The 25,879-nt window shown below is 65.5% G+C and carries 25 protein-coding genes and 1 pseudogene; 13 read left to right on the top strand and 13 right to left on the bottom strand.

The window, feature by feature from the left end; genetic code table 11:
• Nucleotides 1-596: 596 nt before the first annotated feature.
• The 5 genes from QA600_RS14355 to QA600_RS14335 form a co-directional block, all read right to left on the bottom strand.
• Nucleotides 597-896 carry a HalOD1 output domain-containing protein gene (locus QA600_RS14355; protein WP_278292634.1) on the bottom strand — a complete coding sequence of 100 codons (300 nt, stop codon included), beginning with the start codon at nucleotides 894-896 and terminating at the stop codon, nucleotides 597-599.
• Between the two features lie 97 nt (nucleotides 897-993).
• Nucleotides 994-4,131: a PAS domain S-box protein gene (locus QA600_RS14350; protein WP_278292633.1), complete on the bottom strand. Its 3,138-nt coding sequence runs from the start codon at nucleotides 4,129-4,131 to the stop codon at nucleotides 994-996.
• 89 nt (nucleotides 4,132-4,220) lie between these two features.
• The gene (gene ggt / locus QA600_RS14345) at nucleotides 4,221-5,888 is read right to left on the bottom strand and encodes a gamma-glutamyltransferase (RefSeq protein ID WP_278292632.1); all 1,668 of its coding nucleotides are present in this window, start codon (nucleotides 5,886-5,888) and stop codon (nucleotides 4,221-4,223) included.
• 68 nt (nucleotides 5,889-5,956) lie between these two features.
• Nucleotides 5,957-7,015, bottom strand: coding sequence for a site-specific DNA-methyltransferase (locus tag QA600_RS14340; RefSeq protein ID WP_278292631.1), 1,059 nt, complete (start codon nucleotides 7,013-7,015; stop codon nucleotides 5,957-5,959).
• A gap of 91 nt (nucleotides 7,016-7,106) precedes the next feature.
• Nucleotides 7,107-7,706 carry a hypothetical protein gene (locus QA600_RS14335; RefSeq protein WP_278292630.1) on the bottom strand — a complete coding sequence of 200 codons (600 nt, stop codon included), beginning with the start codon at nucleotides 7,704-7,706 and terminating at the stop codon, nucleotides 7,107-7,109.
• 207 nt (nucleotides 7,707-7,913) lie between these two features.
• On the opposite strand from QA600_RS14335, the gene QA600_RS14330 reads away from it, so the two are divergent.
• Together QA600_RS14330 and QA600_RS14325 are read left to right on the top strand one after the other, a co-directional pair.
• Nucleotides 7,914-8,558 carry a hypothetical protein gene (locus QA600_RS14330; RefSeq protein ID WP_278292629.1) on the top strand — a complete coding sequence of 215 codons (645 nt, stop codon included), beginning with the start codon at nucleotides 7,914-7,916 and terminating at the stop codon, nucleotides 8,556-8,558.
• Nucleotides 8,559-8,780: 222 nt separating this feature from the next.
• Nucleotides 8,781-9,689, top strand: a complete 909-nt coding sequence (locus tag QA600_RS14325; protein ID WP_278292628.1) for an AEC family transporter — start codon at nucleotides 8,781-8,783, stop codon at nucleotides 9,687-9,689.
• Nucleotides 9,690-9,754: 65 nt separating this feature from the next.
• On the opposite strand, the gene QA600_RS14320 is transcribed toward QA600_RS14325, so the two are convergent.
• The 3 genes from QA600_RS14320 to QA600_RS14310 form a co-directional block, all read right to left on the bottom strand.
• Nucleotides 9,755-10,570 carry a YihY/virulence factor BrkB family protein gene (locus QA600_RS14320; protein ID WP_278292627.1) on the bottom strand — a complete coding sequence of 272 codons (816 nt, stop codon included), beginning with the start codon at nucleotides 10,568-10,570 and terminating at the stop codon, nucleotides 9,755-9,757.
• A 92-nt stretch (nucleotides 10,571-10,662) separates the two neighbouring features.
• Nucleotides 10,663-11,430: a CAP domain-containing protein gene (locus QA600_RS14315; RefSeq protein WP_278292626.1), complete on the bottom strand. Its 768-nt coding sequence runs from the start codon at nucleotides 11,428-11,430 to the stop codon at nucleotides 10,663-10,665.
• 63 nt (nucleotides 11,431-11,493) lie between these two features.
• Nucleotides 11,494-11,796, bottom strand: a complete 303-nt coding sequence (locus tag QA600_RS14310; RefSeq protein ID WP_278292624.1) for a lycopene cyclase domain-containing protein — start codon at nucleotides 11,794-11,796, stop codon at nucleotides 11,494-11,496.
• A 103-nt stretch (nucleotides 11,797-11,899) separates the two neighbouring features.
• On the opposite strand from QA600_RS14310, the gene QA600_RS14305 reads away from it, so the two are divergent.
• Both QA600_RS14305 and QA600_RS14300 read left to right on the top strand, forming a co-directional pair.
• Nucleotides 11,900-13,057 (top strand): CBS domain-containing protein, encoded by a 1,158-nt coding sequence (locus QA600_RS14305; RefSeq protein WP_278292623.1) that lies wholly within the window; start codon nucleotides 11,900-11,902, stop codon nucleotides 13,055-13,057.
• A gap of 590 nt (nucleotides 13,058-13,647) precedes the next feature.
• Complete coding sequence (locus tag QA600_RS14300) at nucleotides 13,648-14,121, top strand: hypothetical protein (RefSeq protein ID WP_278292622.1); 474 nt, start codon at nucleotides 13,648-13,650, stop codon at nucleotides 14,119-14,121.
• An 84-nt stretch (nucleotides 14,122-14,205) separates the two neighbouring features.
• Here the strand turns inward: QA600_RS14300 and radB are convergent, their stop codons facing one another.
• Nucleotides 14,206-14,916: a DNA repair and recombination protein RadB gene (gene radB, locus QA600_RS14295; RefSeq protein WP_278292621.1), complete on the bottom strand. Its 711-nt coding sequence runs from the start codon at nucleotides 14,914-14,916 to the stop codon at nucleotides 14,206-14,208.
• 99 nt (nucleotides 14,917-15,015) lie between these two features.
• Here radB and QA600_RS14290 point away from each other — a divergent pair, with 99 nt between their 5' ends.
• The 5 genes from QA600_RS14290 to QA600_RS14270 all read left to right on the top strand — a co-directional run bounded on the left by QA600_RS14290 (nucleotide 15,016) and on the right by QA600_RS14270 (nucleotide 18,981).
• A complete protein-coding gene (locus tag QA600_RS14290) occupies nucleotides 15,016-15,768 on the top strand; it encodes a hypothetical protein (protein ID WP_278292620.1) in 753 nt (250 codons plus the stop codon).
• A 134-nt stretch (nucleotides 15,769-15,902) separates the two neighbouring features.
• Nucleotides 15,903-17,123, top strand: coding sequence for a PQQ-binding-like beta-propeller repeat protein (locus QA600_RS14285; RefSeq protein ID WP_278292619.1), 1,221 nt, complete (start codon nucleotides 15,903-15,905; stop codon nucleotides 17,121-17,123).
• Nucleotides 17,124-17,204: 81 nt separating this feature from the next.
• Nucleotides 17,205-18,062 carry a triphosphoribosyl-dephospho-CoA synthase gene (locus tag QA600_RS14280; RefSeq protein WP_278292618.1) on the top strand — a complete coding sequence of 286 codons (858 nt, stop codon included), beginning with the start codon at nucleotides 17,205-17,207 and terminating at the stop codon, nucleotides 18,060-18,062.
• A complete protein-coding gene (locus QA600_RS14275) occupies nucleotides 18,059-18,700 on the top strand; it encodes a DUF447 domain-containing protein (protein ID WP_278292617.1) in 642 nt (213 codons plus the stop codon). The genes QA600_RS14280 and QA600_RS14275 overlap by 4 nt, the downstream gene beginning before the upstream one ends.
• An 89-nt stretch (nucleotides 18,701-18,789) precedes the next feature.
• Nucleotides 18,790-18,981 (top strand): 30S ribosomal protein S17e, encoded by a 192-nt coding sequence (locus QA600_RS14270; RefSeq protein ID WP_005559773.1) that lies wholly within the window; start codon nucleotides 18,790-18,792, stop codon nucleotides 18,979-18,981.
• Between the two features lie 87 nt (nucleotides 18,982-19,068).
• Here QA600_RS14270 and QA600_RS14265 read toward each other — a convergent pair whose 3' ends face one another.
• Nucleotides 19,069-19,335: a hypothetical protein gene (locus tag QA600_RS14265; RefSeq protein ID WP_278292616.1), complete on the bottom strand. Its 267-nt coding sequence runs from the start codon at nucleotides 19,333-19,335 to the stop codon at nucleotides 19,069-19,071.
• Nucleotides 19,336-19,543: 208 nt separating this feature from the next.
• Between QA600_RS14265 and asd the strand changes: the two genes are divergently transcribed.
• Together asd and QA600_RS14255 are read left to right on the top strand one after the other, a co-directional pair.
• On the top strand, nucleotides 19,544-20,578 hold the full coding sequence (asd, locus tag QA600_RS14260) for an aspartate-semialdehyde dehydrogenase (protein ID WP_278292615.1): 1,035 nt from the start codon (nucleotides 19,544-19,546) through the stop codon (nucleotides 20,576-20,578).
• A 142-nt stretch (nucleotides 20,579-20,720) separates the two neighbouring features.
• A complete protein-coding gene (locus tag QA600_RS14255) occupies nucleotides 20,721-21,107 on the top strand; it encodes an ArsR family transcriptional regulator (protein ID WP_278292614.1) in 387 nt (128 codons plus the stop codon).
• Between the two features lie 13 nt (nucleotides 21,108-21,120).
• Here QA600_RS14255 and QA600_RS14250 read toward each other — a convergent pair whose 3' ends face one another.
• Both QA600_RS14250 and QA600_RS14245 read right to left on the bottom strand, forming a co-directional pair.
• Nucleotides 21,121-21,552, bottom strand: coding sequence for a universal stress protein (locus QA600_RS14250; protein ID WP_278292613.1), 432 nt, complete (start codon nucleotides 21,550-21,552; stop codon nucleotides 21,121-21,123).
• A gap of 151 nt (nucleotides 21,553-21,703) precedes the next feature.
• Nucleotides 21,704-22,672 carry a D-2-hydroxyacid dehydrogenase gene (locus QA600_RS14245; protein ID WP_278292612.1) on the bottom strand — a complete coding sequence of 323 codons (969 nt, stop codon included), beginning with the start codon at nucleotides 22,670-22,672 and terminating at the stop codon, nucleotides 21,704-21,706.
• A 114-nt stretch (nucleotides 22,673-22,786) separates the two neighbouring features.
• On the opposite strand from QA600_RS14245, the gene QA600_RS14240 reads away from it, so the two are divergent.
• Nucleotides 22,787-24,172 (top strand): NAD(P)/FAD-dependent oxidoreductase, encoded by a 1,386-nt coding sequence (locus QA600_RS14240; RefSeq protein ID WP_278292611.1) that lies wholly within the window; start codon nucleotides 22,787-22,789, stop codon nucleotides 24,170-24,172.
• Nucleotides 24,173-24,345: 173 nt separating this feature from the next.
• Nucleotides 24,346-24,900 (top strand): annotated as a pseudogene (locus QA600_RS14235) (manganese catalase family protein); the annotation flags it as partial.
• Nucleotides 24,901-25,303: 403 nt separating this feature from the next.
• Here the strand turns inward: QA600_RS14235 and QA600_RS14230 are convergent.
• Nucleotides 25,304-25,534 carry a hypothetical protein gene (locus QA600_RS14230; protein ID WP_005559786.1) on the bottom strand — a complete coding sequence of 77 codons (231 nt, stop codon included), beginning with the start codon at nucleotides 25,532-25,534 and terminating at the stop codon, nucleotides 25,304-25,306.
• Between the last annotated feature and the right edge of the window lie 345 nt (nucleotides 25,535-25,879).

Raw genomic sequence — 25,879 nt, 5'->3', positions numbered from 1 at the left:
AAGGGAAGCCAGTACGACTGCGATCAGGAGGCCGTCCCCGCGATCGACTCCAACGGATCGGTGGGTTCCCACGTCCTGATCTAACCGAGGCAACTGCCTCGACAAGAGTTCCGTCGGCCTCGAGCGCGCTGACAGCCTCAAGCCGGCGGTCGACACCGTTCCGCGGGATCTCGAGCGACCGCGAACCACAAAGCAGATATCGGGCCGGCGGAACCGTCCACGTGGTCGGGGCTGCACGGCGTGTGAGGTGACGCTCGTTCCGACCCTCCTGTTTACGTCCGAACCGTGTGCTATCGGGTAGTTCCGCTCAAGAAGTCGTCGAGAAGTCGTGACTCGAGCGAACTGAGAGCGGCCGCGAGAAGGGGCCGATTACTCGTCGTCGTCTCGGCCGCGGTTCCAGACGTTCGTCACGGACTCGCCGGCGGGCGGCGTATGGCTGACGTCTTTCATCGTCTGAGTGGTGTGTTCTGACATGGTATCGGTCCTTCCGATCGAGCAGGTATAGCTCTTTCGGGGGTTGAATAATTACAATATAATGTGTTTATACACCATAGTATTCTGTATCACCCACATCTGGACTGCCAGGAACTGTGAGCTTACGCGGTCGTAATTCGGATCTCGCCGTCGGCCGTAACGGTGACCAAACAGTCGCTGTACTCGAAGGTTACCGAGCCGCCGGTTCGAAGGCCGTCGGCTCGCGGCTCGAACAGTCGCTCGAGTGCGTCGGCGTTGACAGCGTAGTGCAGCGGCTCGAGTTCCGTCGCGTCGGTCCCGCGGTAGGTCGCGACCGCCTCGGCGATCGTGACGCTGAGCGGGCTGGTGTTGAGTCGGTCGTGCTGGACGACGTAGCAGTCGTTCGTCGATTCGGAGAGCGGTTGCGGTGTCGTTTCAGTCATGGTGCCCCACTGTGAGTCGTCGGCGACTTTTCTCGACTGGGAGCAAAGAGTCTGCTCGTTAACCGTGTAACGACGGCCCCCCGGCAGGGTTAACTGATTAACCGTCGGTCGTCACGCCCTCGAACAACGTCGCGAAGAGCTTCCGTTCGGCGGAGCGGACGTGTTTGTGAAACGCCGGCGGAGAGATCGAAAGCGAATCCGCGACGGCCTCGCCCGTCGTCTGCCGGGGCCACTCGAAGAATCCGCTGTGGTAGGCCGTTCGAACGACCTCCTGCTGTCGAGCCGTGAGCCGGTCGAGCAACGCCTTCCGCGCCGGCCCCTCGAGCGAAGCACCGTTCCCGGACGGCCGATCACGGCGAGCGACCATCGATGCCGAGAGGCCGTGACGGGTGATATCGGACAGCACCGTCCGCAGCTCGAGCCCGGCCGGGAGGTCGACGACCGCCCGGTGGCCCGAGTCATCGCTGACGAGTTCCCGCAGCGTGGCGCCGTGGTCGGCCACGATTCTGCCGAGAAACGGCCCCGTTATCCGGAGCTGAACGAGCGTCTGTTGATCCGAGTCAGTGAGCACGACCGGATCGTCGATCCCGTCGACGGATGTATCGATATTCTCGCTGTCGATCGGGGGCTCGAGGGAGGCGAACGCGAGCGTACTGCCGTCGTCCTGCAGCGTCGCTCCCTCGAACGCGACGCGGTGGTCGAGTTGGTCGGCGAACCGACACAGCGGCGACTCGGCCCCGAGCTCGAGTTCGACCTCCGTGACGCGCTCCTCGAGGAGTGCATTCTTTCGCTTGACGGCGTCCATCGTGTACGCGATGCTGTCGCAGAGATCCGTGAGCATCGATCCGAACGGATCGTCGAGGGCGTTCGGGTCGTCGCCGTACGCCGAGAGGACACCGTAGAGGTGTCCGTCGTAGACGAGCGGTACCGAGATCACCGACTGAAAGTTCCGCGAGAGTGCGTCGGTTCGCCACGATCCGTCTCCGACGCTGTCGGCGACGTTGTCGACGGCGACCGGACGGCGGGTCCGGACGGCTCGGCCGGCCGGCTCCGCGGCGGAATCGTCGACGGCGGTTACCGTAACCGCCTCGAGGTATCCTCGCTCGAGTCCGGCGTGGCTCCGCGGTCTGATCCGACTGCCGCTGGGGTCTGGTTCCCCGATCCAGGCGAACGAGCAGTGCTCGGTCTCGGCGAGTGTGGTACAGACGGCGCGCTCGATAGTCTCCCGGGAATCGGCCCGCAGCAGGTGTTCCTCGATATTCTGACGAACCTGTTTCGACTCGTTTACCTGCTCGAGATACCGGTTCTGTTGCTTCAGCTCCTGTTCGTTCTCGTGGAGCCGGCGGGTGCGGCCGATCCGGTCGAGCGCCGCCTTCGCCGTCGTTGCGAACAGCTTCACTAGCTCGACGGTGTCCTCGTCGTACTGATCTGTGACGGTCGACACCGCAGCGAAGACGCCGTGCTCGCCGAGAGGAATGTAGAGCCCGCTCCTGACGTTCGTCGACTCGTCGTAGACCAGCTCCGACTCACGAACGTCCTCGAACACTGACGGCGTGCCGGTGACAAACGTCTCCCACGTGATCCCCTCGTTCGGCTCGAACCGCGGTGGCGTCCCGATCGCCCGTTCGAGATCGCTCGAGTACGCAGCCGGCTCGAGCTCGTTGCGCTGTTCGTCGAACCGGAAGACGATGCTGTCGAGATCGAGCACGTCGTCGGCGACGGCGACGATGTACTCGCAGGCGTCGTCCTTCGAGTCGACGGTCAGTAAGTGGCTGGTCGCCTCGTGAAGGGTGCTCAACGCTTCCCGGTACTGCACACGTTCCGTCACGTCGATTGCAACCCCGATCACCCGCGTGACCTCGCCATCCTCGACGATCGGCCGGTACCACGAGTCGAAGACCCGATCGAGGATCCGGCGCTGGCCGTGGACGGACTCGCCCTCGAGGGCCGCACGGGCGTCGGCGCGGATCGCGGGATACTCATCGAAGAGCTCGAAGAACGAGTCGCCGACCGCGTCGGCCGCCTCGAAACCGATGTTGTCGAGCCCCCGTCCTTCCGAGAGCGTGACCGTCCCCTCGGTGTCGATGACGTAATGGATGACCGGCGCGTTCTCGATGACCATCCGCAGCCGTTCGGTTCGCTCGGTCAGTTCCTGCTCGCGCTCGATCCGGTCGGTGATATCTCTGAAGTGCACCGAGAGGCCGGTTTCGGACGGGTGGGCGTGGATCTCCATCCAGATCTCGAGGGACTCGGAGTACCGCTCCCACGAGATCCGTTCCTGGCGCTCCATTGCGTCGGCAAACCGATCGAACAGCTCCGAGCGGGACCCGTGGGGGAACAGCTCCCGAACGTCGGCGCCGAGCAGTTCCGATCGCGGCCGACCCAGCAGCTCCTCGGCCCGACTGTTGACGTAGGTAAACCGCCAGTCCGTATCGAGCGCGTAGAAGGCGTCGCTGACCCGTTCGAACGACTCGGACAGATCCCGTTCGACGCGGTGAGAGCGAGTCACGTCCCGTATCGATGCGACCACACCGTCGACGACGGGATCCTCGAGGAGGTTCGTCAGAACTGCCTCGTGAACGCGCCAGCCGTCCTCGCCGCGATAGCGATAGGTGACGGTTCGCGTTTCGCCCGGCGGATCGGTCCGGACAGTGTCGAGGGAGTCGTCGACGGTCGCCCTATCCTCGGGATGAATCCCCTCGAACAGCCGGGCACTCCCAAACTCGGACGGCTCGAGTCCGGTGACGCGCTCGAGGCCGGGGCTGGCGTAGGTGAGTCTCCCCGACGGGTCGAAGACGAGCAGCAGGTCCGACGAACACTCGAGCAGCGATCGGTGCCACGCCTCGTCGTCGCCGATCGCCGCGCGGTTCGGCGAGTCACTCGCCACCAGTCGAAGCCGGCGCTCGAGCAGTGCCGGTCGCTCGCTCGCTCGCGTACCGACGACGTCGGTCGCACCGTCGGCGAGCAGTTCCTCGACGTCGGTCTCGAGGACGTCGTCGGCGACGTAGACAACGGGGTGTCGGCCGTCGATCTCCTGAACGGCGGTTCGATCGTTCGTGAGGACGCAGTCGACCGTGTCGGCCCGCTCGAGTACGGTCGCAGATTCATCCCCCGTGATCGTCCGAAACCCGTTCCGATCCTCGACAGTGGTCGTCACCGTCTCGGCCCAGGGCTCGGTGCCGACGACGAGCACGCGGACCGGTCTCGCCCCGTCGACCTCGAGTCCGGCATCCATACCCTCGCTGGGATCGGCGCGGATAAAAACGTCGCGACGGTTCAATCGAGAGCGGGCGGCGGGTCGTTCGCGGAGCGGGCGGAAACGACTCAGTAGCCGATCGGCGTTCCGTCCTTGCGCGGCTCGGTCGCGCCCGAGAGCGTCTCGCCCCGTCGTCGGACGGCCTGTGCGCCGCCGAACATCACGGGCGGGAGGACGCGGACGTCGTGGCCCTTGCGGGCGAGCTTCGCGGCGCCGGGCAGCCGTTCCTCGATCCCCAGACTGCCGTCCTCGCGGTAGCGCCAGCGCGGGCGATCGAGAGCCTCCTGCAGATCCATCCCGTAGTCGACGAGATTCGAGAGCACCTGGACGTGGCCCTGGGGTTGCATGTAGCCGCCCATGACGCCGAAGGCGAGCCAGTCGTCCGCGTCGAGCTTGGCGATCGCCGGAACCAGCGTGTGGAACGGGCGCTTGCCGGGCTCGAGGCTGTTGGGGTGGTCGGGATCGAGCGAGAACGACGCCCCGCGGTTCTGAAGCGCGATTCCGGTGTCGCCCGCGACCAGTCCGCTGCCGAAGCCGGCGAACCGGGAGTTGATGTACGAGACGAGATTCCCCTCCTCGTCGCCCACTGTCAGGAGGACGGTGTCGGCGTCCTCGGCCGCCTTCGTCGGGACTCCCACTTCGGGATTCTGGATCGGCGTGTCGCCGATCGCCGCGGCGCGTTCGCGGGCGTACTCCTTGGAAGCGAGCGGCGGGGCCTCCTCGAACTCGGGATCGGTAATGTAGTGGTGACCGTCGACGAACGCGAGCTTCATCGCCTCCGTGAAGGCATGAACGCGTTCTGGCGAGTCGTAGTCGTGCTCGCCGGCGCCGATCTCCTCCGCGATATTGAGCGCCTCGAGGGCGACCAGTCCCTGGTTGTTCGGCGGAAGCTCGTACACCTCGGTTCCATTATAGGTCGTGCTGACGGGCTCGACGAACTCGGGCGAGAACTCCGCGAGGTCCTCGCGAGTCATGAAACCGCCGGCGGACTGGATCTCCTCGACGATCTCGTCGGCGATCTCACCCTCGTAGAAGGCGTCGGCGCCCTCGTCGGCGATCTGCTTCAGGGAGTCGCCCAGTCGCGGCAGCGTGACCGTCTGGCCGACGTCGGGCGCCTCGCCGTCGAAGAGGTACGCCTCGCGAGCGTGCTCGTCGGTGAAGAGCTCCTCGGCGCCCGCCCAGTGGCCGGCGATGATCGGCGAGACAGGGTATCCCTCCGTCGCGTAGTGAATTGCCGGCTCGAGCGCCTCCGCGAGCGAGAGCGTTCCCAGCTCCTCGACGGTGGCCTCCCACCCGCGGGCCGTCCCGGGAACGGTCACGGCGTGGGGACCGAGAAACGGCATCTCGAGGTCCGCTCCATCGGAATCGCCGTCGACGGCGTACCCACGGGATTCGGGGTAGTACTCCGAGATATCGTCGGCATCCTCGAGGACACCTCGGACGTTCTCGATCGTCGCCTCGGCGGGGGTGGGGCCACAGGAACGCATCGCGCCGACCTCGCCGTCGGCGGTGCGATACAGCGCGAAGACGTCCCCGCCCAGTCCCGTCGAGGTCGGCTCGACGACGTTGAGTGCGGCCGCGGTCGCGACCGCGGCGTCGAAGGCGTTGCCGCCCTCTCGGAGGATCGACAGGCCCGCCTCCGCGGCGAGGGGCTGGCTGGTCGCGACCATCCCGCGGTTGGCGTAGGCCGTCGAGCGTCTCGAGTCGAATCGGTCCGGATCGACGTCGGTATCCATCGATCGTATGGGTGTGGTCCCCATGCAAAACGCTGGTGGTCCCGGATGCGTCGCCCGGGTTGCCGGCACTACTCGAGCGCGAGCGGTTCGTGAACGGCACGGTAGCCGTCGTCCGATTCCAGGGTGTCGATCCCGCTGACTTCCCGAAAGCGGATTTCGCGTTCCATCTTCGTCATCACGGGCGTCTCGTAGTGGACGGCGTCGTAGGACGGCTCCTCGCCCTCGGCTCGACGCTCCTCGACGAACTCGCGGTGGCGCTCGAGGCGTCGTCGCCCAATCGTCCGTGAAAGCGCTGACGCGCTTTCGACTCGGTCTGCGAAGACCTCGCGGAAGGCCTCCTCGAGTTCGTACCCGATCGAGCTCCGGCCGGCACACAGCGCCGCCAGCGAGGTCGTCCCGGTCCCCCAGAACGGATCGAGGACGGTGTCGCCGTACGCCGAATACATACAGATCAGTCGGTAGGGTATCTCGAGGGGGTAGGACGCCGACCGCGCCCGGAGCTCCTCGTGGTCGTCCTCGAGAGTCTGGAGCTCGCCGCGGACGTCGGTCCAGACGTCGGTGAACCAGCGGTTGCGCTCCTCCCAGAAGTAGGCTGCCTCGTACCGGCGGTCGGCGCCGGGTTCGAACGAACGGCTGTCGCCGCCGTTGCGGAAGATCAGCACGTACTCGTGCTCGAGCGTGACGTAGGCGTTGGGCGGGATCATCCCGCTGCCCATGAACTTGGCTGCGCTGTTGGCCGGCTTGCGCCAGAGCACGTCCGGCAGCGGATCGAACCCGCGGGACTCGAACGCCTCGAGCACGCGGGCGTGGTTTGGGTACACTCGAAAGCTGCCGTCGACCGTTCGGGTCGCGTCCCCGACGTTGATACAGGCGATGCCGCCGTCGACGAGGACGCGTTCGAGTTCGTCCCAGACGGGCTCGAGCTGAGCGTGCATCGCGTCGAAGGCGGCTCGGCCGTCGCCGTCCTCGAGGGCGTCGCCGATCGACGGGTCGAGTTCGGCGAACAGCTCGTCCCACATCTCGATCATCGGGTACGGCGGGGACGTGACGACGAGTTCGACGGAGTCGTCGTCTACCTGCGAGAGCTCGCGAGCGTCGCCGACGACGACGCGGTGAGTCGTCTCCATCGACTGGAGTGTGTCGGCGTCGCCCCCTTAGCTCCTTCGTCGGACGGCGTCGCTATCGGGAGCGAAAACGGTGAAGAAAGCGGTGTGGGATCTACTCCTCGGAGTCGTCGGTCTCGGCCTCGAGCTCCTCGTCCTCGTCGACACCCTCGAACTCGTCGTCCTCGTCGGCGTCGATCTCGGTCGCCGGCTCGAACTCCTCGATCGGCTCCCACTCCTCGTCGGCGTCGCCGCCGAAGCGACGGCGCAGAACGGCGAGACCGACGAGCAGGCCGACGGCCAGCAGCAGTCGACCGAGCACGCCCGACGAACCGCCGTCCTCGACGTCGGCTTCGGTCTCGGCTTCGGCTTCGGTCTCGGCCTCGGCTGCTTCGGCCTCGGCTTCCTCGGACTCGCTCTCGGCATCCTCGTCTTCGTCGCCGCCCGTCACGTCTTCGATAATCTCGGGCTCCTCGACGTCCTCGAGGGAGACGTCCTCAAGGTCGGTCGACTCTCGGCCCGCGAGGTAGCCGAGCGCGGCGCCGACGCCGACCAGCGCACCCGCGACCGGTAGGTTGCGCGAGCCGCCGGCGTCGCCCTCGGACTCCTCGACGGCCTCGAGGATCGAGTCTCGCATCGAGGAGTCGAGTCCCTGCTCGACCAGTTCCTTGACGACGAGTTCCGACATCGTCCTATCAGATTCGGTCTCTTCCATACACCGGCCAACTACATCACGATACATAGGTTTATCCAACGAATCGACCTATCGTGCGGGAGAGTAACGGACCACAAGGAGAAGAATTCACCGGCTATCCCCGGAGAGTGTCGAACACGTTCGGTCCGGTAATCAGGGGCAGAAACAGTCCGACGAAACCGAGAATAACGATCGCATAACGAAACGGATGCCGCCGAACGGAGGTGTATGAGCGTGCTCCGACAGCCGGACGTCCTCGGACGAACGAGACGCCAGCACGTCCTCGGTGCGACCGGCGCCCTCTCGGCGGGAGCAGTCGAGGCCGTCTCGGTAGGCGTCTGGTTCGTCCTCGCGGCTGGTTCGCGGACGGCGACGACGGCGCTGATCGGAGTCATTGTGCTGGTCGGCGGAGCGCTCCTGCGAGCACGGGTCGTCGCCGCCGTCGTCGGCAGCCGGCGGCTCCGCCGCGGACCGCGGTGGCTCGGACTCTCGCTCGTGGCGACCGCCGGCTGGATCTGCTGGTTGTTACTCGCCGAAACCGTCGGTTCGCCGGCAGGGCCGATCGTCGCGACGGGATTTCTGGGAGTCGTTATCACGGCCCAGCTCGCCCTCGAGCAGGCGGCGTGTCGATCCCGTTCGGCCGACCCCGATCGACTGGCCGCGATCGGTCCCGGGATCCTGCTCGCGCTCGGCGCGGGGCTCCTGCTCTGGTCTGCCCAGGTTCCCGACTGGGCGATCGACTCGCCGCCGATTCCGCTCGGCGTCGCGACGGTGGTCGTTCGAATCGAGCCCCTCCAGCTCGGCCTAATCGGTTTCGGCGTTATCGCGGTCTGTGCCCACCAGCGACGGTTTCAGCGGCTCCTCGAGTCGTGAGCGAGTACACCTACTCACGGCAAGAAACGCTCTCGGGTGGGGGCGAGATGGGGAGCCCCGCCGGTCCCTCGGTTCGAGGGAGCTCGTCGCGATCGCTTGTACCGTGTTTCCTCTGGTTGACGAGCCCGCGTACGAGGTGCAGTTCTTGTGAACGAACTGGCGGGGGACGACGACCCGAAGCGGGATCGAACGGTAGAAAAGTCGGGATCAACTCGAGCGCGTATGGAGGTTCTCGGTCGGCTGCTGGCGATGCTCGCGGTGTTGCTGGTCGGGACCGGACTTCGGTCCTCGGGCGTGTTGAACGCTACCAGAACCGCCCGGCTCAACGCGGCCGCCTACTACGTCGCCCTCCCAGCGCTGGTGTTCGTCGCGACCTACGATCAGTCGATCGGTGATCTCCTCTCGGCGGAGCTGTTCGTGGGGTCGCTCGTCGTGCTCTTCGCGACGGGAGCCATCGCCTGGGTCACCTACCGGAACCGACTCTCGACCGACCGACAGAGCGTCGCGATCATCCAGTCGTACCACTCGAACCTCGGCTACCTCGGGGTCCCGCTCGTCGCCGCGACGTTCGACGCGCAGGTCACCGCCATCGCGAGCGTGATTTTGGGATTCGTCACCCTCGTCCAGCTTCCGCTGACGATCGTCGTGCTCAGTGCGTTCGGGGCAGCCGAGGCCGCGATCGGCCGAGAACTCCAAAGCCTCGCGACGAACCCCGTGTTGCTCGCGCTGGCCGCCGGCCTCGCGGTAGGTTCGGTCGGCGTGACGTTTCCCGGAGATGTCGTCGTCGGCCTCGACGCACTCGGATCGCTTGCGCTCCCGCTGGCGCTACTGTGTGTCGGCGCCGCCCTGCAGATCGACGCCGACGCCGTCGACCTCGAGGCCGTCGGCTCGGTCGTCGCGCTGAAGCTGTGTTGTATGCCGCTGCTCGCGTGGGCGGTGTTCTCGCTGCTCGCCGTCGACAGCGCCACCTTCACCGCGGGCGTCGTGATGCTCGGGATGCCGACCGCCGTGTCGACATACGTCTACGCGAACGAGCTCGGCGGCGACGCCGAGTTCGCCTCGCTGAACGTCTTCGCGACGACGGTCGCCTCCGTCGCCAGCCTGTTCGTGCTCATCACGCTGGTCGGCTAGTGTGGGTGCTCGACTCCGCTTTGCTTTCGCTCGAGGTGGAACGAGGGCCTCGAACCGGCTCTCGGTTAGAGGGGCTCTGGAACCTCCCCCTCCTCGGCCAAGGTCGGGCTCGAGAGGACGACGTTGACCACCGCCCCGAGGAGGATCAGGATCCCGGCGAAGTAGAGCCAGGTGACAAACAGGATGACCGCGCCGACCGCGCCGTAGGCCGCGTACTGGGCGGCGTTGGCGGCGTATATCTGGAACCCGACCTGCAGGATCGTCCAGCCGACGGCGGCGACGACCGTCCCGGGCAGGATCTCCCGAACCGTAACCGAGATCGGCGGCAGAACATAGTAGATCGGCAGGAAGACCAGAAACAGGCCGGCAAGCAGCGTGATCCAGCTCGCGAAACCCGCCAGCGGGATCACGTCCGCGGCGATCCCTAGCATCGTCCCGATGACGAGCATCAGTACGATCGCCCCGGTCCCGGCCAGGATCACGGTAAATCCGTCTCGCACCTCGTCGAGGAACGTGCTCTCCTCGACCTCGTCGTAGACCATGTCGAACGCCCGGCTGAGTCCGCGAAAGACCTTGAGCGCACCCCAGGAGGCGATCGCGAGCGCGACGATCGTCGCCTGGCTGCGCCCCGACTCGGTCGCCAGCGCCTCCGCGACCAGGTCCTCGCCGGCTGGCGGGAGGAAGTCCCCTGTAACCAGCACCAGCCGCTCGGCGGCGTCCTCGCCGCCGAACAGCGAGCCGACGACCAGGGCGAGCAGGACCATCGGGATCAGCGAGACGAACGCGTAGTAGGCGAAGCCGGCCGCGAGGAAGGTGATCTCTCGGTCCTGTGCGGTACGGTAGATCGAGAGCAAGATCGTCGAGAACCGCGTCGTATCCATGTACCCGTGTTTCGAACGGGAGCGCCAAGAGTGTAAGACCTGCTGTAGGTATCAAAACGGCCGGGAGTCCACGATAGAGGGCGTGGAAGTAGTTACCACTCGTGACAGAAGTTGTGCGTCGCGAACACCTGGCCGTCGTCGGCGATGTAGACGCCGACGCCGCCGCGGTCCCAGCCGTAGGGGACGTTCTCCTCGAGGATCGCCTCGCGGTGATCGGTGGAGTTCATCCACTGGTTGACCAGCCCCTCGGCGAGCCCCTCCGCGGTCTGGTGTTCGACGGTGCCGTCGTCGCCCGACTGTTCGACCGGCCTGTCGACCCAGGTCATCGCGATGTTCTCGCCGTACCCCTGGCAGTAGCCCTCGACGTCACTGAACCGGTCGTAGGGCTGGTCGCCGTCGGGGTTCGTGTGCGAGAAGTACTCCCGCTCGGCCATATCCCCGCTGTGGGCTCGCGAAACCGAGGCGACGGTGCCGTCCCACTCGATCGACTCGAGGTCATGTTCGGCCCGCCGGTCGTTGACCTCGGCGTGGACGAAGTCCTCGACGTCGTCGGAGACGACGGTCTCGACGTCGGTCTCGTAGCTCGATTCGTTCGGATCGTTCGGATCCGTCGTCTCGGGATCACGTTCGTCCGTCGGCGGCGGCTCCGAACTCGGCGAGGGCTGCGTTCCAACCTCGATCTCGTCGACGTCGTCGAACTGCTCGAGGTCGTCGACGAGCGCCGGCCCGTACGCGGCGCCGGCCAGCACGATCGCACCGAGCAGCGCCGCGACGACGGCGAACCTGACCAGTCCGCGCAGCAGCCCTCGGTCGGTTTCTCCTTGCTCCGCGGTCGGACTCGCGGAGCGGCGGTTTCCCATCGTTCCACTTCAAGTGGTAGGGAACCAAGAGCTTCGCGGTTGCACATACCCTGTAGGTGGTACCTACTCCGAGCCGAACAGCGTCTCGTGGAAGGCGATCACGAGCCCCGGCACGACCGCCATGAAGAGGTGTTCCTCGAGCGGGATGCCGGCGACGTCGATCCCGGTCCGGAGCTTGATGTCGAAGACGCCGACAGCGAGGGTGTAACGATCCCAGACGTAGGCGATCGGGTACAGCGCGAGGATCGTCGCGCCCGCCCGCCGGAGCGCGTTCGCGCGACGGAGCAGGAGGAACGCAATCGCGCCCCAGAACAGCTCGGTCACGAGGTAGGTATATCGTCCGAAGACGCTGATATCGGGTGCCATAGGCCGAGTACGGAGGGCGGGGCAAAGAATGGTGGCCATGATCCCAGCCGGCAGCACCGTGCAGTACGTTAAATACGCCGGCGTGAGTAGGACGACCCGAACGATGAATATCGCTGATATCGCGACGAAGGAGTTTATCGAAGTCGACGTTGGCACGCGGATGGGCAAGGTCCGTTCGACGTTCGAGGACGGCAACCCGAAGGGGATCATCGTCACCGACGACGGGGAGTACGAGGGCGTCCTCAGCGAGCGCGAGGTCCTCCAGTCCCACGTCGAGGACGACGCAAAGGTCGCGGCACTGATCAAACCGAGCCGAAACTCGCCGGCACCGAAGATCGACCGCCAGGAGAACGTCCGGGAGACCGCCCGGATGCTCATCGAGAGCAACTCGAAGGTCGCACCCGTCTTCGAGAACGAGGAGCTGTGGGGCGTCATCACCGACGACGCGATCCTGGAGGCGGTCCTCGAGAACCTCGACGCACTCACCGTCGACGACATCTACACCTCCGACCCCGTAACGCTCCAAGAAAAAGACGGTATTGGGAAGGCGATCAACCACCTGCGAGAGCACAGCGTCTCGCGGCTGCCGATTCTCAACGAGAACGGCTTCCTGACGGGCGTCGTCACGACACACGACATCGCCGACTTCGTCATCCGGGAGAACAACAAGACGACGGTCGGCGACCGCGTCGGCGACACCGACCGGATGCTCGACGTCCCGATCTACGACATCATGAACAGTCCCGTCCGGACGACCTCCCTCGACAAAACCGCGAAGGAGGCCGTCGAGACCATGCTCGACGACGACTACGCGGGACTGATGGTCACCCCGGAGGACGACGACCGCGTCGTCATCGGTGTCATCACCAAGACCGACGTGCTACGGGCGCTCACCTTCACCGAGGAGGAGCACATGGACGTCCAGATCACCAACATCTCGATGCTCGATACGATCACCCGCGAGGGGATCACCGAGAGCATCCAAGACGTCGCCGACAAGTACGCCGACATGCAGGTAATGCACGCCCACGTTCGGTTCTCCGAGCATAAGGAGAAGCTCCGGGGGACTCCCCTGGTGCAGTGTCAGATCCGCCTGCGGACCAACAAGGGGCAGGTCGCCGGCACCGGCGAGGGGTACGGCGCCGAGAACGCCTTCCGCGTCGCACTCGATAAGCTCGAGCGGAACGTCCTCGAGCTGAAGGGCGTCACCAACGACGAGGAGTACCGCGGCCAGCTGCTGCGGAAGCTCAACGAGCTGTAAATCCTCGAACACGCCGTTTCAGACGGCAGATTTTTTTTCGTCCCACCGTGGACAGACGTGGGCCTCCCGTCGCAAACGGCGAGGGTTCTCGGTAATGTTGTTGGTCGGTCGTAGTGTTGAATCCGAGCCGGTCGAATCGCTACGTAGAGCGTTCGAATGGAACGTCCGGCCTCGAGTCTGCGGTGCCGATCAGCCGCCGCTGGGTGGGACTGAAAGGGGCTGGGCTTTCGAGGTGATGCTGACGAGTAGGAGGTCCTGATCGCACGAACACAGGGGATCGCCACGCCCTCCCCAGCCGACTCACTCACTGCGCTCGCTTGTCCACTGTCAGAGCACGCTCTGACAAGCCTTCGTTCACGCTGTTCACGAAGACCTCGCGCGGCATCGTCGACCGACCTCGCTTTCGCTCGGTCGATCGACGGCGCATGCCACCGCAGAAAGACTGATCGGCCCGGGTTCGGTCCGACGACTGATACACAGTTCACCTATGCGTAGCGTGAGAACGCCACAGCCAGAGTGGTAAGTCCGTGCTACTGCGCTGTTCCGTCGGTGACCGACAATCTTTTGCGATGATACGAGCGACTAATCGTATGTCAACCGATCGACGTTCCTTGGTGGTTCCGAGTCTCGTCTACCTCGGTGCTGCGGTGCTGATCGGAATCCCGGCGGTGGCGGCTTCGATGACGGTGCTGAGTTTCGTCGTCGGCCGCGTCCTCGAGCTCGCCGGCATTCACCAGCTCCCTCCGGTCGGCGGCCTGCTGTTGGTCGTGGTGTCGATAGCAATCGGACTCCAGATTGCTATCGAGGTCGCCGCCGTCCAGCTGGGCGGCCTCGAGGCGCTCGGGCGGGGGTCGCCCCGCGTCGCGCTCGTTCGGTACCTGCTATTCACCGCGTTCGCGTTCGCCGCGCTTGCAGCCGCGACGTGGGCAGGGCTGTCGGCAGTGCTGGACGGATTCGGTTGGGGTATCGTCGCCCTCGGACTCCTGGTCGGAGGCGCCGGAGTCGTCGTCCTCTACAGGAGTTCGCGCGTTCTCGTCGCGGGGTACCGCCGCAGCGAGGCGTAACGTCGATCGGTGACGCTCTACAGACAGAGTCGGCCGCCGAACGGCATTCTGTCGAGTGGTGACGGCGATCTACTGCGTGCGAGATCAGCGAAGCCCGTCGCCGTCCCCGCCCTCGAGACCCGTCTCCGTGATCCGGAACTGGACCGAATCCCCGACAGCCTTCGAGCGGTGTTTCTCGAGGGTCGCCCGTCGGTTGCCCCCGCGAAAGCGCTCGATCCTGAGTACGGTTCCCGTCCAGTGCTCCAAGGTGTTTCCCCCGAGCGGGCGGGTTCGGTCGCTGTCGGGATCGGAGAACACCTGGTTCGTGAGCACGACCGCCAGGTCGTGTTTGCGCGCCAGCGAGAGCAGGTGAGTGATCTGGCGGGCGACCCCGCGAAGCGCCTCGCCGTCGTCGCCCTCGCCGGTTCGCTCGAGGCGGTAGAACCCCGTCGCGCTGTCCAGGACGATCAGCGAGGCGCGGTCGGCGAACTCCTCGGCGTCCCGGACGGCCTCCTCCTGCTGTTCGAAATCGAGCGCTTCCTCGACGACGATCCGGGAGGCGACGCGTTCGACGTCCTCGGTTTCGTCGGCCCTCGCGGAGAGCAACTGCTCGAAGCGGTCAATCGAGAGTCCCTCGGTGTCGATGTAGACGGCCGTCTCGCCCGCGACGGCGGTCTCGACCGCGGCCGACAGCGCGAGGTTCGTTTTGCCGGCGGCCGGCGGTCCGTACAGCTGCGTGACGGTTCCGCGCTCGAACCCGTTTCCCAGCAGCTCGTCGATCGGCCCACAGCCGGTCGGAATCGGCTCGTCGTTCACGGGCGGTATTGCTCGCCACCGCGCAAAAACCTCCTGAAATCCACCCCGTGCCGACGGCGGTTCGCGTACGTTTATTCGGATTGGGAGTGAAGGACGGCTGTGATCGTCGTCGCCACGTCAGACTTCGAAGTATACCACGGCGTCGTCAACGAGCTGCGCGAGCGCGGCGCCGCGTTCACGACCGTCGAACCCGACGAGCCGCTGCCGGAGGGAACGACCGTCGTCGTCACCGGCGCCGACTACGCCGAGACGTTCCCGAACGTGACAACGGTCGTCGCGGACCCGGACGCACCTCGTCGGGCGGTCGACCAGGCGCTGACGACCGCCCGCGGCGAGGGCGGTCGAACGGTTGTCGGCGTCGACCCCGGACGGAAACCCGGCATCGCCGTGCTGGCGGGCGAGATGGTCGTCGCCGCGTTCCAGGTCCCTCTCTCCGACGCCGTCGACACCATTCAGCGGGAGGTCGCCGAGGCCGCCTCACCCGTCGTTCGGATCGGCGACGGCGCCCGGATCCAGAGTTCGACGCTGATCAACGACCTCGAGGACGTCCGCGTCGAACTCGTCGACGAGACGGGAACCACACCCTACCTCGGTACCGGCGCGCGCGGAATGGGCGACGTGCTCGCGGCCGTGAACATCGCCCGTCTCGAGGGTGAGCCCGTCGAGCGCCGCGAGATCGAACCGACCGCGGGCGAGCTGCAGATGATCAAGGATCGGGCCCGCGAGCACAGCGAGACGAACCGAGCGATCGACGAGGTGCTGGCTCGACGAGTGGCCGAAGGCGAACTGACGATCGAGGAGGCACTGATCCGACACCAGGAGGACGAGACGACCGACGGTTCCGACTTCTGAGTCAGTGGTCAGCCCGAAGCCACGGGCAAACGGACTCGCACTTGCGGTCGTTTTCCTCACTACTAGATTATCAAGTTATGCTATAACTTCAAAATTCCATAAAAGACATATAGTTGGAAAATATGAAAGTCTGTATGGGTGAATGGAATAGACGATCGGTGATGGTCTCGAGTGCAGCGCTCGCAACCGGAACCGCCCTCGCAGCAGTCGGAACGAGTAGCGCGAACGAATCCCCCGACGCCCCCGTAACCCCCGACCAATCCGAACCGAAGGGGTGGTCCTCACACGGTGGGACGATCGGGAACTGTCGACACGTCCCCTCGAGCGACGGGATCGGTCGACCCGACGCGATCGCCTGGCAGTACGAACACAGCGGTCCAGCTTCGGTCGTCGAGGGTGTCGTCTTCTTGCAAACCGACGGTGAGATTCACTCGCTCGACGCTGCGGACGGCAGCCTCCGGTGGACGGCCGACGCGATCGAGGCGTCCGGAACCCCGGCGATCGCTGACGACGGCGTCTACGTCGCGGGCGATGGGGTCGCGTCGCTCGAGACCGAAACCGGCGAGGTTCGCTGGAGCGAGGGGCTCGACGACGCCGAGTCGGTCTCCTCGCCCGTCGTCGCGTTCGAAACGGTTTACGTGAGCGTCGACGGGACCCTTCGCGCGTACGACGCGGCCGACGGATCGCTCCGGTGGGAGCACGAAACGGTCGACGTCGAGACCGAGGCCGGCGAGGGCGCCTACGGGTTCCACTCGAGGAACGGAACGGTCGCCGTCGCCGACGGAACGGTCTGGGCCCTGCTCGATAAGCGTCGGAGCGAGTCCGGCGCGAGTGCGGACGGGCTCGCGGCGCTCGATCCGACGACAGGCGAGGTTCTGTGGACGGATCATCTGGAATCGGGCCGTACCGCGAGCGGGCTGGCAGCCACCGAGGACGCCCTGTTCGTCGAAACGCCCACCGAGGAGGGAGTCGTCGTCTTCGACGTCGGCTCGCGGGAGATCGTCGAGACGGTCAGCGACGCGTTCGACAGCGCGGCCGTCGGCGACACGGCGGTCACTCACGGGCGATACACGCTTTCGAGCACCGGTGCAGAGGCGCCGTGGAACGATCGGGAAACCCACGCCTACGGCAAGCCGACGATCGTCGGCGACCTCGTGGTCGTCGCCCACAGCCGTCGCGGGCGGTCCTCGCCTGACGAACTCGTCGGCTTCGACCTCGAAGACGGGAGCGAACGCTGGACGTTCACGTTCGACGAGGCCCACTGGAGCGACGGGTTCCCGATCGACGCCGTTGTCGACGGGGAAACGATCTACGTGGACAGAGACGGGCAGTTCACCGCCGTTCGATCCTCGTAGTCGCTCGCGACTCCGAGCCGAGATCGCACTCACAGCGAAGAAAGGGACGTACTTCTATCCCGGGCCACCGTAGACGACCGTATGTACGGAGCCGCGCCCGACCGCACCGCCGAACTCGCGCTGTTGCTCGAGGTCGCGGGGACGCCCAAACCGGGCAACGTCGATCGCCACCGCGACCTCGAGGACCTGCGGTTCGAACACTTCCTCGCCGGGGCCGTCGGTGCCCGCGACGGGCTCGAACTGGCCGCGAACGGCGCGGCCGTGGGTCACTCCTTCGAGCGCGCCGTCGAGGGAATGACCGACCAGGAGGGGGGCAACACCCAGTTCGGCGCGTTGCTGTTGCTCGTCCCGCTCGTCCGGGCGACCCGCGACGACCTCTCACAGCCCGTCGTCGAGGGCGTCCTCGAGGGGACGACCGTCGCCGACGCGGCCGCGTTCTACCGGGCGTTCGAACACGTCGACGTCTTCGTCGCCGATCCGCCCGAGGGAATGGCCCCGCTCGACGTTCGACGCGGCGCGGCTGCGATTCCAACCCTCGAGGACCTCGGCCTCACGCTGTTCGACGTGATGGACCGCAGCGTCCCTGGAGACGACGTCGCCCGCGAGTGGGTCACCGGGTTCGAACGCTCCTTCGCGGCAGCCGAACGGCTCGCCGCGGCCGAGGGACCGATCCTCGAACGGACCGCCGCGGTCTTTCTCTCCCTGCTCGCGGAGCGACCCGACACGCTCGTCGCGAACCGCAGCGGCGAGGCCGTCGCGGCCGAGGTGACCGAGCGAGCGGCTGCCCTGGTCGAGCGCGACGCGCTCGAGACCGATCGCGAGACGGTCGAGGCGTTCGCCGACGAACTCGTCGACCGCGGGATCAACCCGGGGACGACGGCCGATCTCACCGCAGCCGGGCTGTTCATCGCCCTCGAGCACGAAACGGTGACACTGTGACCGAGCGCTCGGACCGAACCGCGGATGCGAGTACGAACACAAGCGCCGATCCCGATACCGTCGAGTGGCCCGTCTTGCTTGCAGGCGTCACGGAGTCGATCGTGACGACGCTCGGGCCGAACGACCGGTGGAACGCCGCTCCGCTCGGGCTGTTCGCCGGCGACGGCGACGAGAACGACGATCCCGTCACCGCGAAAACGTGGGGAAACACACGAACCAGACGGAACTTCCACCGGCAGGGCGAGGGGTACGTCCAGTTCACCGTCGACCCCGTCGCCTTTGCTGACGCCGCGCTCTCGATCAACGAGTTCGACGAGCCGATCCTCGAGTCGGCCAACGCCTGGGTACGCGTCGCGGTCGAGCGGGTCGACTCGGGTCTCGAGGGCGAAACCGAGTGGGAGGAGTGGACGCTCCGGCCCCTCGAGGCCGACGTCGTTGCGGAGACGGTGCCGACGATCGATCGCGGGTTCGGCGCCGTGATCGAGGCGACCGTCGCTGCCTCACGTCTGGGCGTGCCGGCGTACGACCAGGACGCGCTCCGAGAGCGACTGGAGTACTTCGCCTCGGTCGTCGATCGTGCCGGGAGCGAGCGAGAACGCGAGGCCCTCGAGTGCGTGCGCGACCACGCCGAGTGGTGACGACGCCTCCGAGTGTCATCGCTCGCGACACACCCGCCGTGTCGCCGAAGAACGAATGGCTTTAGGGCGCGCTCGGGAAACCTATCTGTATGGCAATCAAACCGGCCTACGTCAAGAAGACCGGGAACCTCCTGCTGGAGCGGTACCCGGAGGCGTTCACGACCGACTTCGAACAGAACAAAGACAGCGTCACGAAGCTGACGAACGTCGAGTCCAAGGGCGTTCGCAACCGCATTGCCGGCTACGTCACGCGAAAGAAAGGCGCCGAAGTCCCGGCATAACTCGAGTTCTTCCCCGGAAATCCGAAACCGAGAGTCGATAGCGTCGCGTCGGTCGGTCGAAGAGATGGGGCCGATTCGGTGATCGGTTCAGTGTCCGTGGTCGTCGCCGTAACCCGAGTCCATGTAGGCCGCGGCGACGAACGCGACGATCCCGAAGAAGAGCCCGAACAGGAGGCCGACCATTCCGGTGACGATCGAGAGCTCTCCGGCGAGCGGGATGCTCATCTCCTGGTATCCCATCACGCCGAGAACGATCCCGAGCACCACGGCGAGCACTGCGAGGATCGTCGCACCGATACTGAACCGGGTCTCGAACAGACCGAGATCGCCGAGACCGGCCGTCGAGTTCGTCACTGCGACCACCTCAAGCGAAGGATGTGAGACGCTGCCGTTGCGGTACCTGGATCGCGTCGGCGTTGGTAGTACTGCATCAGTCGATATGATCGACTCCGTTTTCTTAATCTCTTCTATACGGCCGTCTACGAGCCGACAGCCTCCGGCGGACGGCAGCAGTCGCGGAAATCCAAACCGTTTTGCGGATACGACCCCGAGAGTCGGGAAAATGGCAGTACGAGTTGGCGTACTCGGCGCGACCGGAGCCGTCGGACAGCGATTGATTCAACTTCTCGATCCCCATCCTGATTTCGAGATCGCCGCCCTCACGGCGAGCGACTCGAGTGCCGGGAAGAGCTATCGGCAGGCCGCAAAGTGGCGCGTCGAGGGCCCCATCCCCGACGACGTCGCCGAGACGACCGTCTCGGCGACCGATCCCGACGAGGTGCCCGACGACGTCGACCTGCTGTTCTCGTCGCTCCCCTCGAGCGTTGGGAGCGAGGTCGAGCCCGCGTTCTGCGAGGCGGGGTACGTTATGTCCTCGAACTCCTCGAACGCGCGGATGGCCGACGACGTTCCGCTCGTGATCCCAGAAGTGAACGCCGACCACCTCGACCTGCTCGAGGTCCAGCGCGACGAACGCGGTTGGGACGGCGCAATGGTCAAAAACCCCAACTGCTCGACGATCACCTTCGTCCCCACCCTTGCGGCGCTCGCCGACTACGGCCTCGAGAAGATCCACGTCGCGACCCTGCAAGCTGTCTCCGGTGCGGGGTACGACGGCGTCTCCTCGATGGAGATCATCGACAACGCGATCCCCTATATCGGCAGCGAGGAGGACAAACTCGAGACCGAGTCCCGCAAGCTGCTCGGCGAGTTCGACGGCGCCGAACTCAGCCACAACAGGGTCGAGGTCGCCGCCTCCTGTAACCGCATCCCGACGATCGACGGCCACCTCGAGAACGTCTGGGTCGAAACGGACGAGGACCTCTCACCCGAGGACGCGGCCGACGCAATGGCTTCGTACCCCTCGCTCGAGCTTCGCTCCTCGCCCGACCAACTCATCCATGTCTTCGACGAGCCCGACCGCCCACAGCCCCGCCTCGACCGTTCGCTTGGCGACGGGATGGCCGTCGCCGCGGGCGGGCTCCGCGAGTCCTCGTTCGGCCTGCAGTACAACTGTCTCGCGCACAACACGATCCGCGGCGCCGCGGGCGCGAGTGTATTGAACGGCGAACTGCTGCTCGAGAACGGCTACCTGTAACCCGGTCGCCGGCCGACGTCCTGTTTCTGTAGTTTTCGTTCGTACCACGTATCTGCAGCAACCGACCTGAATCCGGAGTCGCGGCGCCCCTCCATCACAGTTTGGCGCGGCGCAGAAGTACGGACGACCCCACCAACGAACGATGCTTCCCGCCATCTCCGATCCGGAGTCGTTGACCGCTCTGTCGACCGAAGCCGCCGACGAAACGAGTGCGACGTTCGACCTCCTCGCGAACCGGCGCCGGCGTCTCGTCCTCCGGCGCCTCGCGGAATCCGACGCGCCGGTTTCGGTAGACGACCTCGTAGACCACGTGGTACTTGCGGAGGACGGCTCCGAGAGCGGATCGGTCGCCAGCGTCGGCGACGCAGTTATCGGAACGCGTCGCCGCATGCGGCTCTCGCTTCACCACGTTCACCTTCCGAAACTGGCCGAGACCAACGTGGTCGACGTCGATTCGGGTTCGAACGCCGTCTCTCTCGGTGAAAACGGATCCGGGCTTTTGGGTCGGTTGACCCGAATCGACGAGTAGGCGCCGTCGACGGTCAGGGTTCCGTCTGTGGGAGGGCAACGACCGGGACGGACGCCTCCTTGACCAGCCGTCTCGCCACGTTGCCCGTGAGAAACTCCGCGATCCGGTTCCCCTCTCGAGCGTTGAACACGACGGCGTCGGCTTGCTCCTCGCGGGCAGCCTCGAAAATCCGCTCGACGACGTCGGTGCCGTACAGCACCTCCGTCTCGACCGCGGCAGGCGACTCGTCGAGGACACCCCTGATCCGCTCGAAGATGTCGCCGGCGTGATCCTCGCGTTGCTCCATCGGTGCCTTGTCGATCCCGCCACCTGCTTTCTCGATGACGTTGACGGCGATCACCGTACTCGACGGCGCGAGATGACCCTCGAGGGCACGGGCGGTCCGTTCCCCGTCGTCCGGATCCGCCGCCGGGACAATCACGGTCCCGTCGAACGTCAGCGTCATCTTCCTGTCCTCCGTTTCGGTCGACCCGTGGTGAATCGAATCGGCCGCGCCGATCGAACGATCGTGCTCGATGCCATACTCGACGGTCGGTGTCCGCGAGTCAAAAAAGTATAGTCGGAACTCGCGAGCCTCGACCGTGATCGGAGCCCGCTTAGGGAACGACCTGGTTCCGGAGGTCGTCGTCGCCGTCGTCGAACCGACGAACGTTCTCCGCGACGATATCGGCCAGCCGATCGTAGTACTGAGGCGTCTGTCCGGCATTGTGGGGCGTGATCTGGACGTTCCCGACGTTCCACAGCGGATGGTCCTCCGGTAGCGGCTCCGGATCGGTAACGTCGAGCGAGGCCCCGCGGATCCAGCTCGAGCGCAGCGCCTCGAGCAACGCATCGGTGTCGATCACCGGCCCCCGGGCGACGTTGACGATCACGGCTCCGGGATCGAGCGTGATCATGACCTCGCGGTCGATCAATCCCCGCGTGAGGTCGGTGAGCGGACAGGCGAGCACGAGGTAGTCGGTCCGGGCGAGCGCATCCTCGAAGGGCTCGTCGTCGAAGCCGACGACCTCGTCGGTGGGGCCGCCCTTCTCCGGGCTGTAGCGGACGCCGATCGTCTCGACGTCGAACGGCTCGAGGCGCTCGGCGGTCGCCCGTCCGATCGCGCCCAGGCCGACGATGGTGACCGTCGACCCCTGAAGCTCGTGGGCCTGGTAGTGGCGCCACTCACGTCGGCGCTGCCTGCGCTCGGCGACGTGAAACCGGCGTGTGAAGTGCAAGATCGCACCGAGGACGTGTTCGCCCATGTTCGGCCCGTGGACGCCCGAGGCGTTGGTCACCCTGACACCGCGTTCTCGGAGTCGGTCGAGTGGCAGATGACCGGTCCCTGCGTAGGCACAGGCGAACACCTCGAGGTTCGAGGCGGCCTCGAGCAACTCCTCCTCGAGGGTCATCCCGGTGACGAAGCGGGCGTCCTCGATCAGTTCGCGCTCGGCGGTCGGCGTGCGGGCGAGTTCGACGGTTCGGTCGGGAAGCCGATCCCGAAGCGTCTCGGCGTACCGTTCGATCGGCGTTCCGTGAGTTCCCTTACGAAGGACGAGCAGATCCGTCTCGTCGGTAGCGGGCATATCCGGTGCCTCGAGTGGTGTCCCCAAAAGCGTTCAGTTCGCGGGGAGTACCGCCGCCGGTGATCGATCCGAACTTCAGACAGTTTAATACGGCCCGTCCAGTCCCAACGAAGTATGGAACGCGTTGACGTCGCGATCGTCGGCGGCGGCCCCGCAGGCGCCTGTGCGGCGGAGCGAGCTGCCGCACACGGCGCCGAGACGGTGCTGTTCGAACAGGGTGTCCCGCGGGAGGACCGTGACGAACTCGGCCCGGACTCGACCGACGCGGCCGGTATGCTCGACTACTGGATCGACATCATGGACTTCGACTATCGGGAAATTCCCGACGACGTCATCCACCAGGAACTCGAGGCCACCGAATTCGTCGGGCCGTCGAACCGGCTCGAACTGACAACGACGGGGATGGAGGCCGACTACCCGAGGTTCGGCTACACCTTCCACCGCGCCCGGATGGACGACTGGCTCCACGAACGCGCCGCGAACGCCGGCGCCGACCTCCGGGTCGGAACCGGTGTCAAATCCCTCGAGACCGATCTGCGCGCCTCGAGTCCGAAGGGGCCGACCCACACGTTGACCCTGTCGGACGGCGACCAACTCGAAGCACAGTACGTTGTCCTCGCGGACGGCCCGCAGCGCCGGATTACCCTCGACGCGCTGGATCAGTTTACCCCGCCGGGGCGGAGCGTCTCGGACCACCTCTCGCCGCCGGAGGCGAACCATATCGCCTACCAGGAGTACCGGGAGTTTCCCCCCGAACTGTTCGAGGAGGATCGGCTCAAGTTCTGGTGGGGGTACATGCCCGGCGAGACCGCCTACCCGTGGGTGTTCCCCAACGACGGCACTGTCGCCCGGGTCGGTCTAACGATGCCGATCGGGATGACCCTCGAGGACGTTTCGGATCCCGCTGCCTACGCGTTGCTGGAGCCGACCGACGACCAACTTCCGTCGGGAGCCGAGTACATCCGCCGACTGCTCGAACAGGAGTACGGCGACGAGTACGACATCGAGGAAGACATCCCGATCGTCGAGGATCGCGGAAAATCGAGGGGGACGGAGACGTACCCGATCTCCTCGACGCGACCGATCGATTCACCAGTCGGCGCGAACATCGCCGTCGCCGGCGGCGCGATGGGCACCACGTCGGCGTTCCACGAGGGCGGCTACCACGTCGCCGTACGGACGGGCAAGATCGCCGGACGTCTCGCCGCGACCGACTCCCTCGAGAACTACAACGAGGTCTGGAAACGTGCCATCGGCGACGAGATCATTCGTAACGTCGCCTTCGCCGACATCGTCGCCGAGTACGAGCCCGACGACTGGGACCGGGCGTTCGAGGTCATCAACGAGATGCAGGGTTCCGGAACGGACACGGCGATCCTCGAGCAGACCTACTCCGCCGGTATCGGCGCGACGAGGCTGCTCGCGGCCTACAAGAAACGCAAGTTCGCCTATCGCGACGGGCGGTACGTCCAGCTCTCCGAAGACGAGTACTTCTACTGAACGAGACCGACTCTCGGGTTCGTGTAACCACGGTCTCTGTTTGCAGAACCCCCGACACTCAGGGATCGAGACCGACAGTAACGAGGGGCCAACTCGTCTCTAATACCGCACCTCGGATTCGGTCCATTCGGTATCCCCCTTCCCTCAGATCACTCCCGCAGTCACACTCAAGGAGCGAGGACGCCGAAGACGTCGCATCGACCACCGCGTCGATGACCGGGCAGAACCCGTGCCAGTTCCTCTCGGCGGGCCAGTCAGCGATGCCCGTCGACAGCAACGGCATCCCGTTCTCCGGCGGCCACGTGGTCGCCTCAGGAAACCTCGCGGGCGACTTCTACGCGAACGTGATGGCCGAGGGGACCGGGCGCACTCTCGCCACCCGTCTCTACGAGTACACCGACGACCCCGGGATGTAGGACATGCTCTCGTATCTTATCACGCGCGACACGATGCCAGAACCAGTGGCTCGCCGCACTCGAGTCGCTCGAGGACCCGGTTCCAGTTCCGGCGAGTTTCCCGCAGGAAGAGGAAAACCAGGAGGTCAACTACTCGTTCATGTCGACCAGGCAGGACCCACAGTCGGATCCGGAAGCACCGTGGACGCAGGGGGCTGCCCGGACAGCAAGGGCGAGTTCTCCTCCCTCGCCGAACAGCCCGGCGACGGATCCGGAATCCCGCCGGAGCCGGATCCGAGTACGTACAACATTCCGGAGGAGGGAGACGGGTAACCGCTCTCGATACGCCTGTCTCGAAACCGAATTATCCAGCACCCGCCAGCAGGAGTCGCAAACAAGACTTAAACACCCCAGTGGCCTAGCATGAATACGTGCCTTTAGTCCCCGTCCGAGCGAACCCATTCGGGTGCGATGACAGTACGGCGAACCCGGGCACGTGACATCTCGACCGTGACGGATTCCCGTCACGTCTGGGGACCGAGTCCCCCGCCCGGCACGAGGGTTAGCCAGCCGACGCGGCACGCCGCCACGGAATGACGCTGGACGTTAGTGTTCCGGGCGACAACTCAGTTCTCTCGAGCGACTGCGCCGACCAGTGCCGATCGTCGAGCGCACTCGAGACGGTTCGAATCGGACACACCGTGTTCGGCAGTCGCGTTGCTCCGAGCGACGGTCGTCACTCGCTCGGAGTCGGGGATCCTTCCGTTAGCGGTTCCGCGTAGAGGACCGAATCGAGCGGTTCCTCGTCGGGTACCGGTCCATCGTCGAGCGTGCGCACCCGCCTGATCTCATCGCGCATCGACTCGAACGTCGCCGTGCTCGTAACGTCCCCGCTTCGGCGATCGTACTCGAGGAGTCCATGTTCGGTGAGTCGGGGAAGATGGTGATGTATCAGCGATGTCCTCACACGATGACGCTCCGCTTCGCTTACCGCGTCCGGCGGACACTCCTGTTCCCAGGCGGTAATTTGACGGGTCAACTGCTCGATCGACGTGTGCTGGTTTTGCAAAAAGTAACAGGCGGTGTACCGACATCTTGAGCGCGACAACAGTTCAAAAACGGAGGCAACGTCGTGGTTCGGTGAGTTCGACATATGTACGACTATCTCACCGCTCTCGTATAAGAACGGGTCCAAACATGTTTGATGATCTGATGGGTGTTGAATACTTGCTATGCTCTACAGAGAGGTTTCTGTCGCGTAGGGGTATAAATACAGAAAGCCCACACAGCAATCGCTGTGTGGGCTTAGTGG

The sequence above is a fragment of the Natronococcus sp. A-GB1 genome (assembly GCF_029688845.1).
Lineage (GTDB): Archaea > Halobacteriota > Halobacteria > Halobacteriales > Natrialbaceae > Natronococcus.
This window is presented reverse-complemented; position numbering and strand designations above follow the sequence as displayed.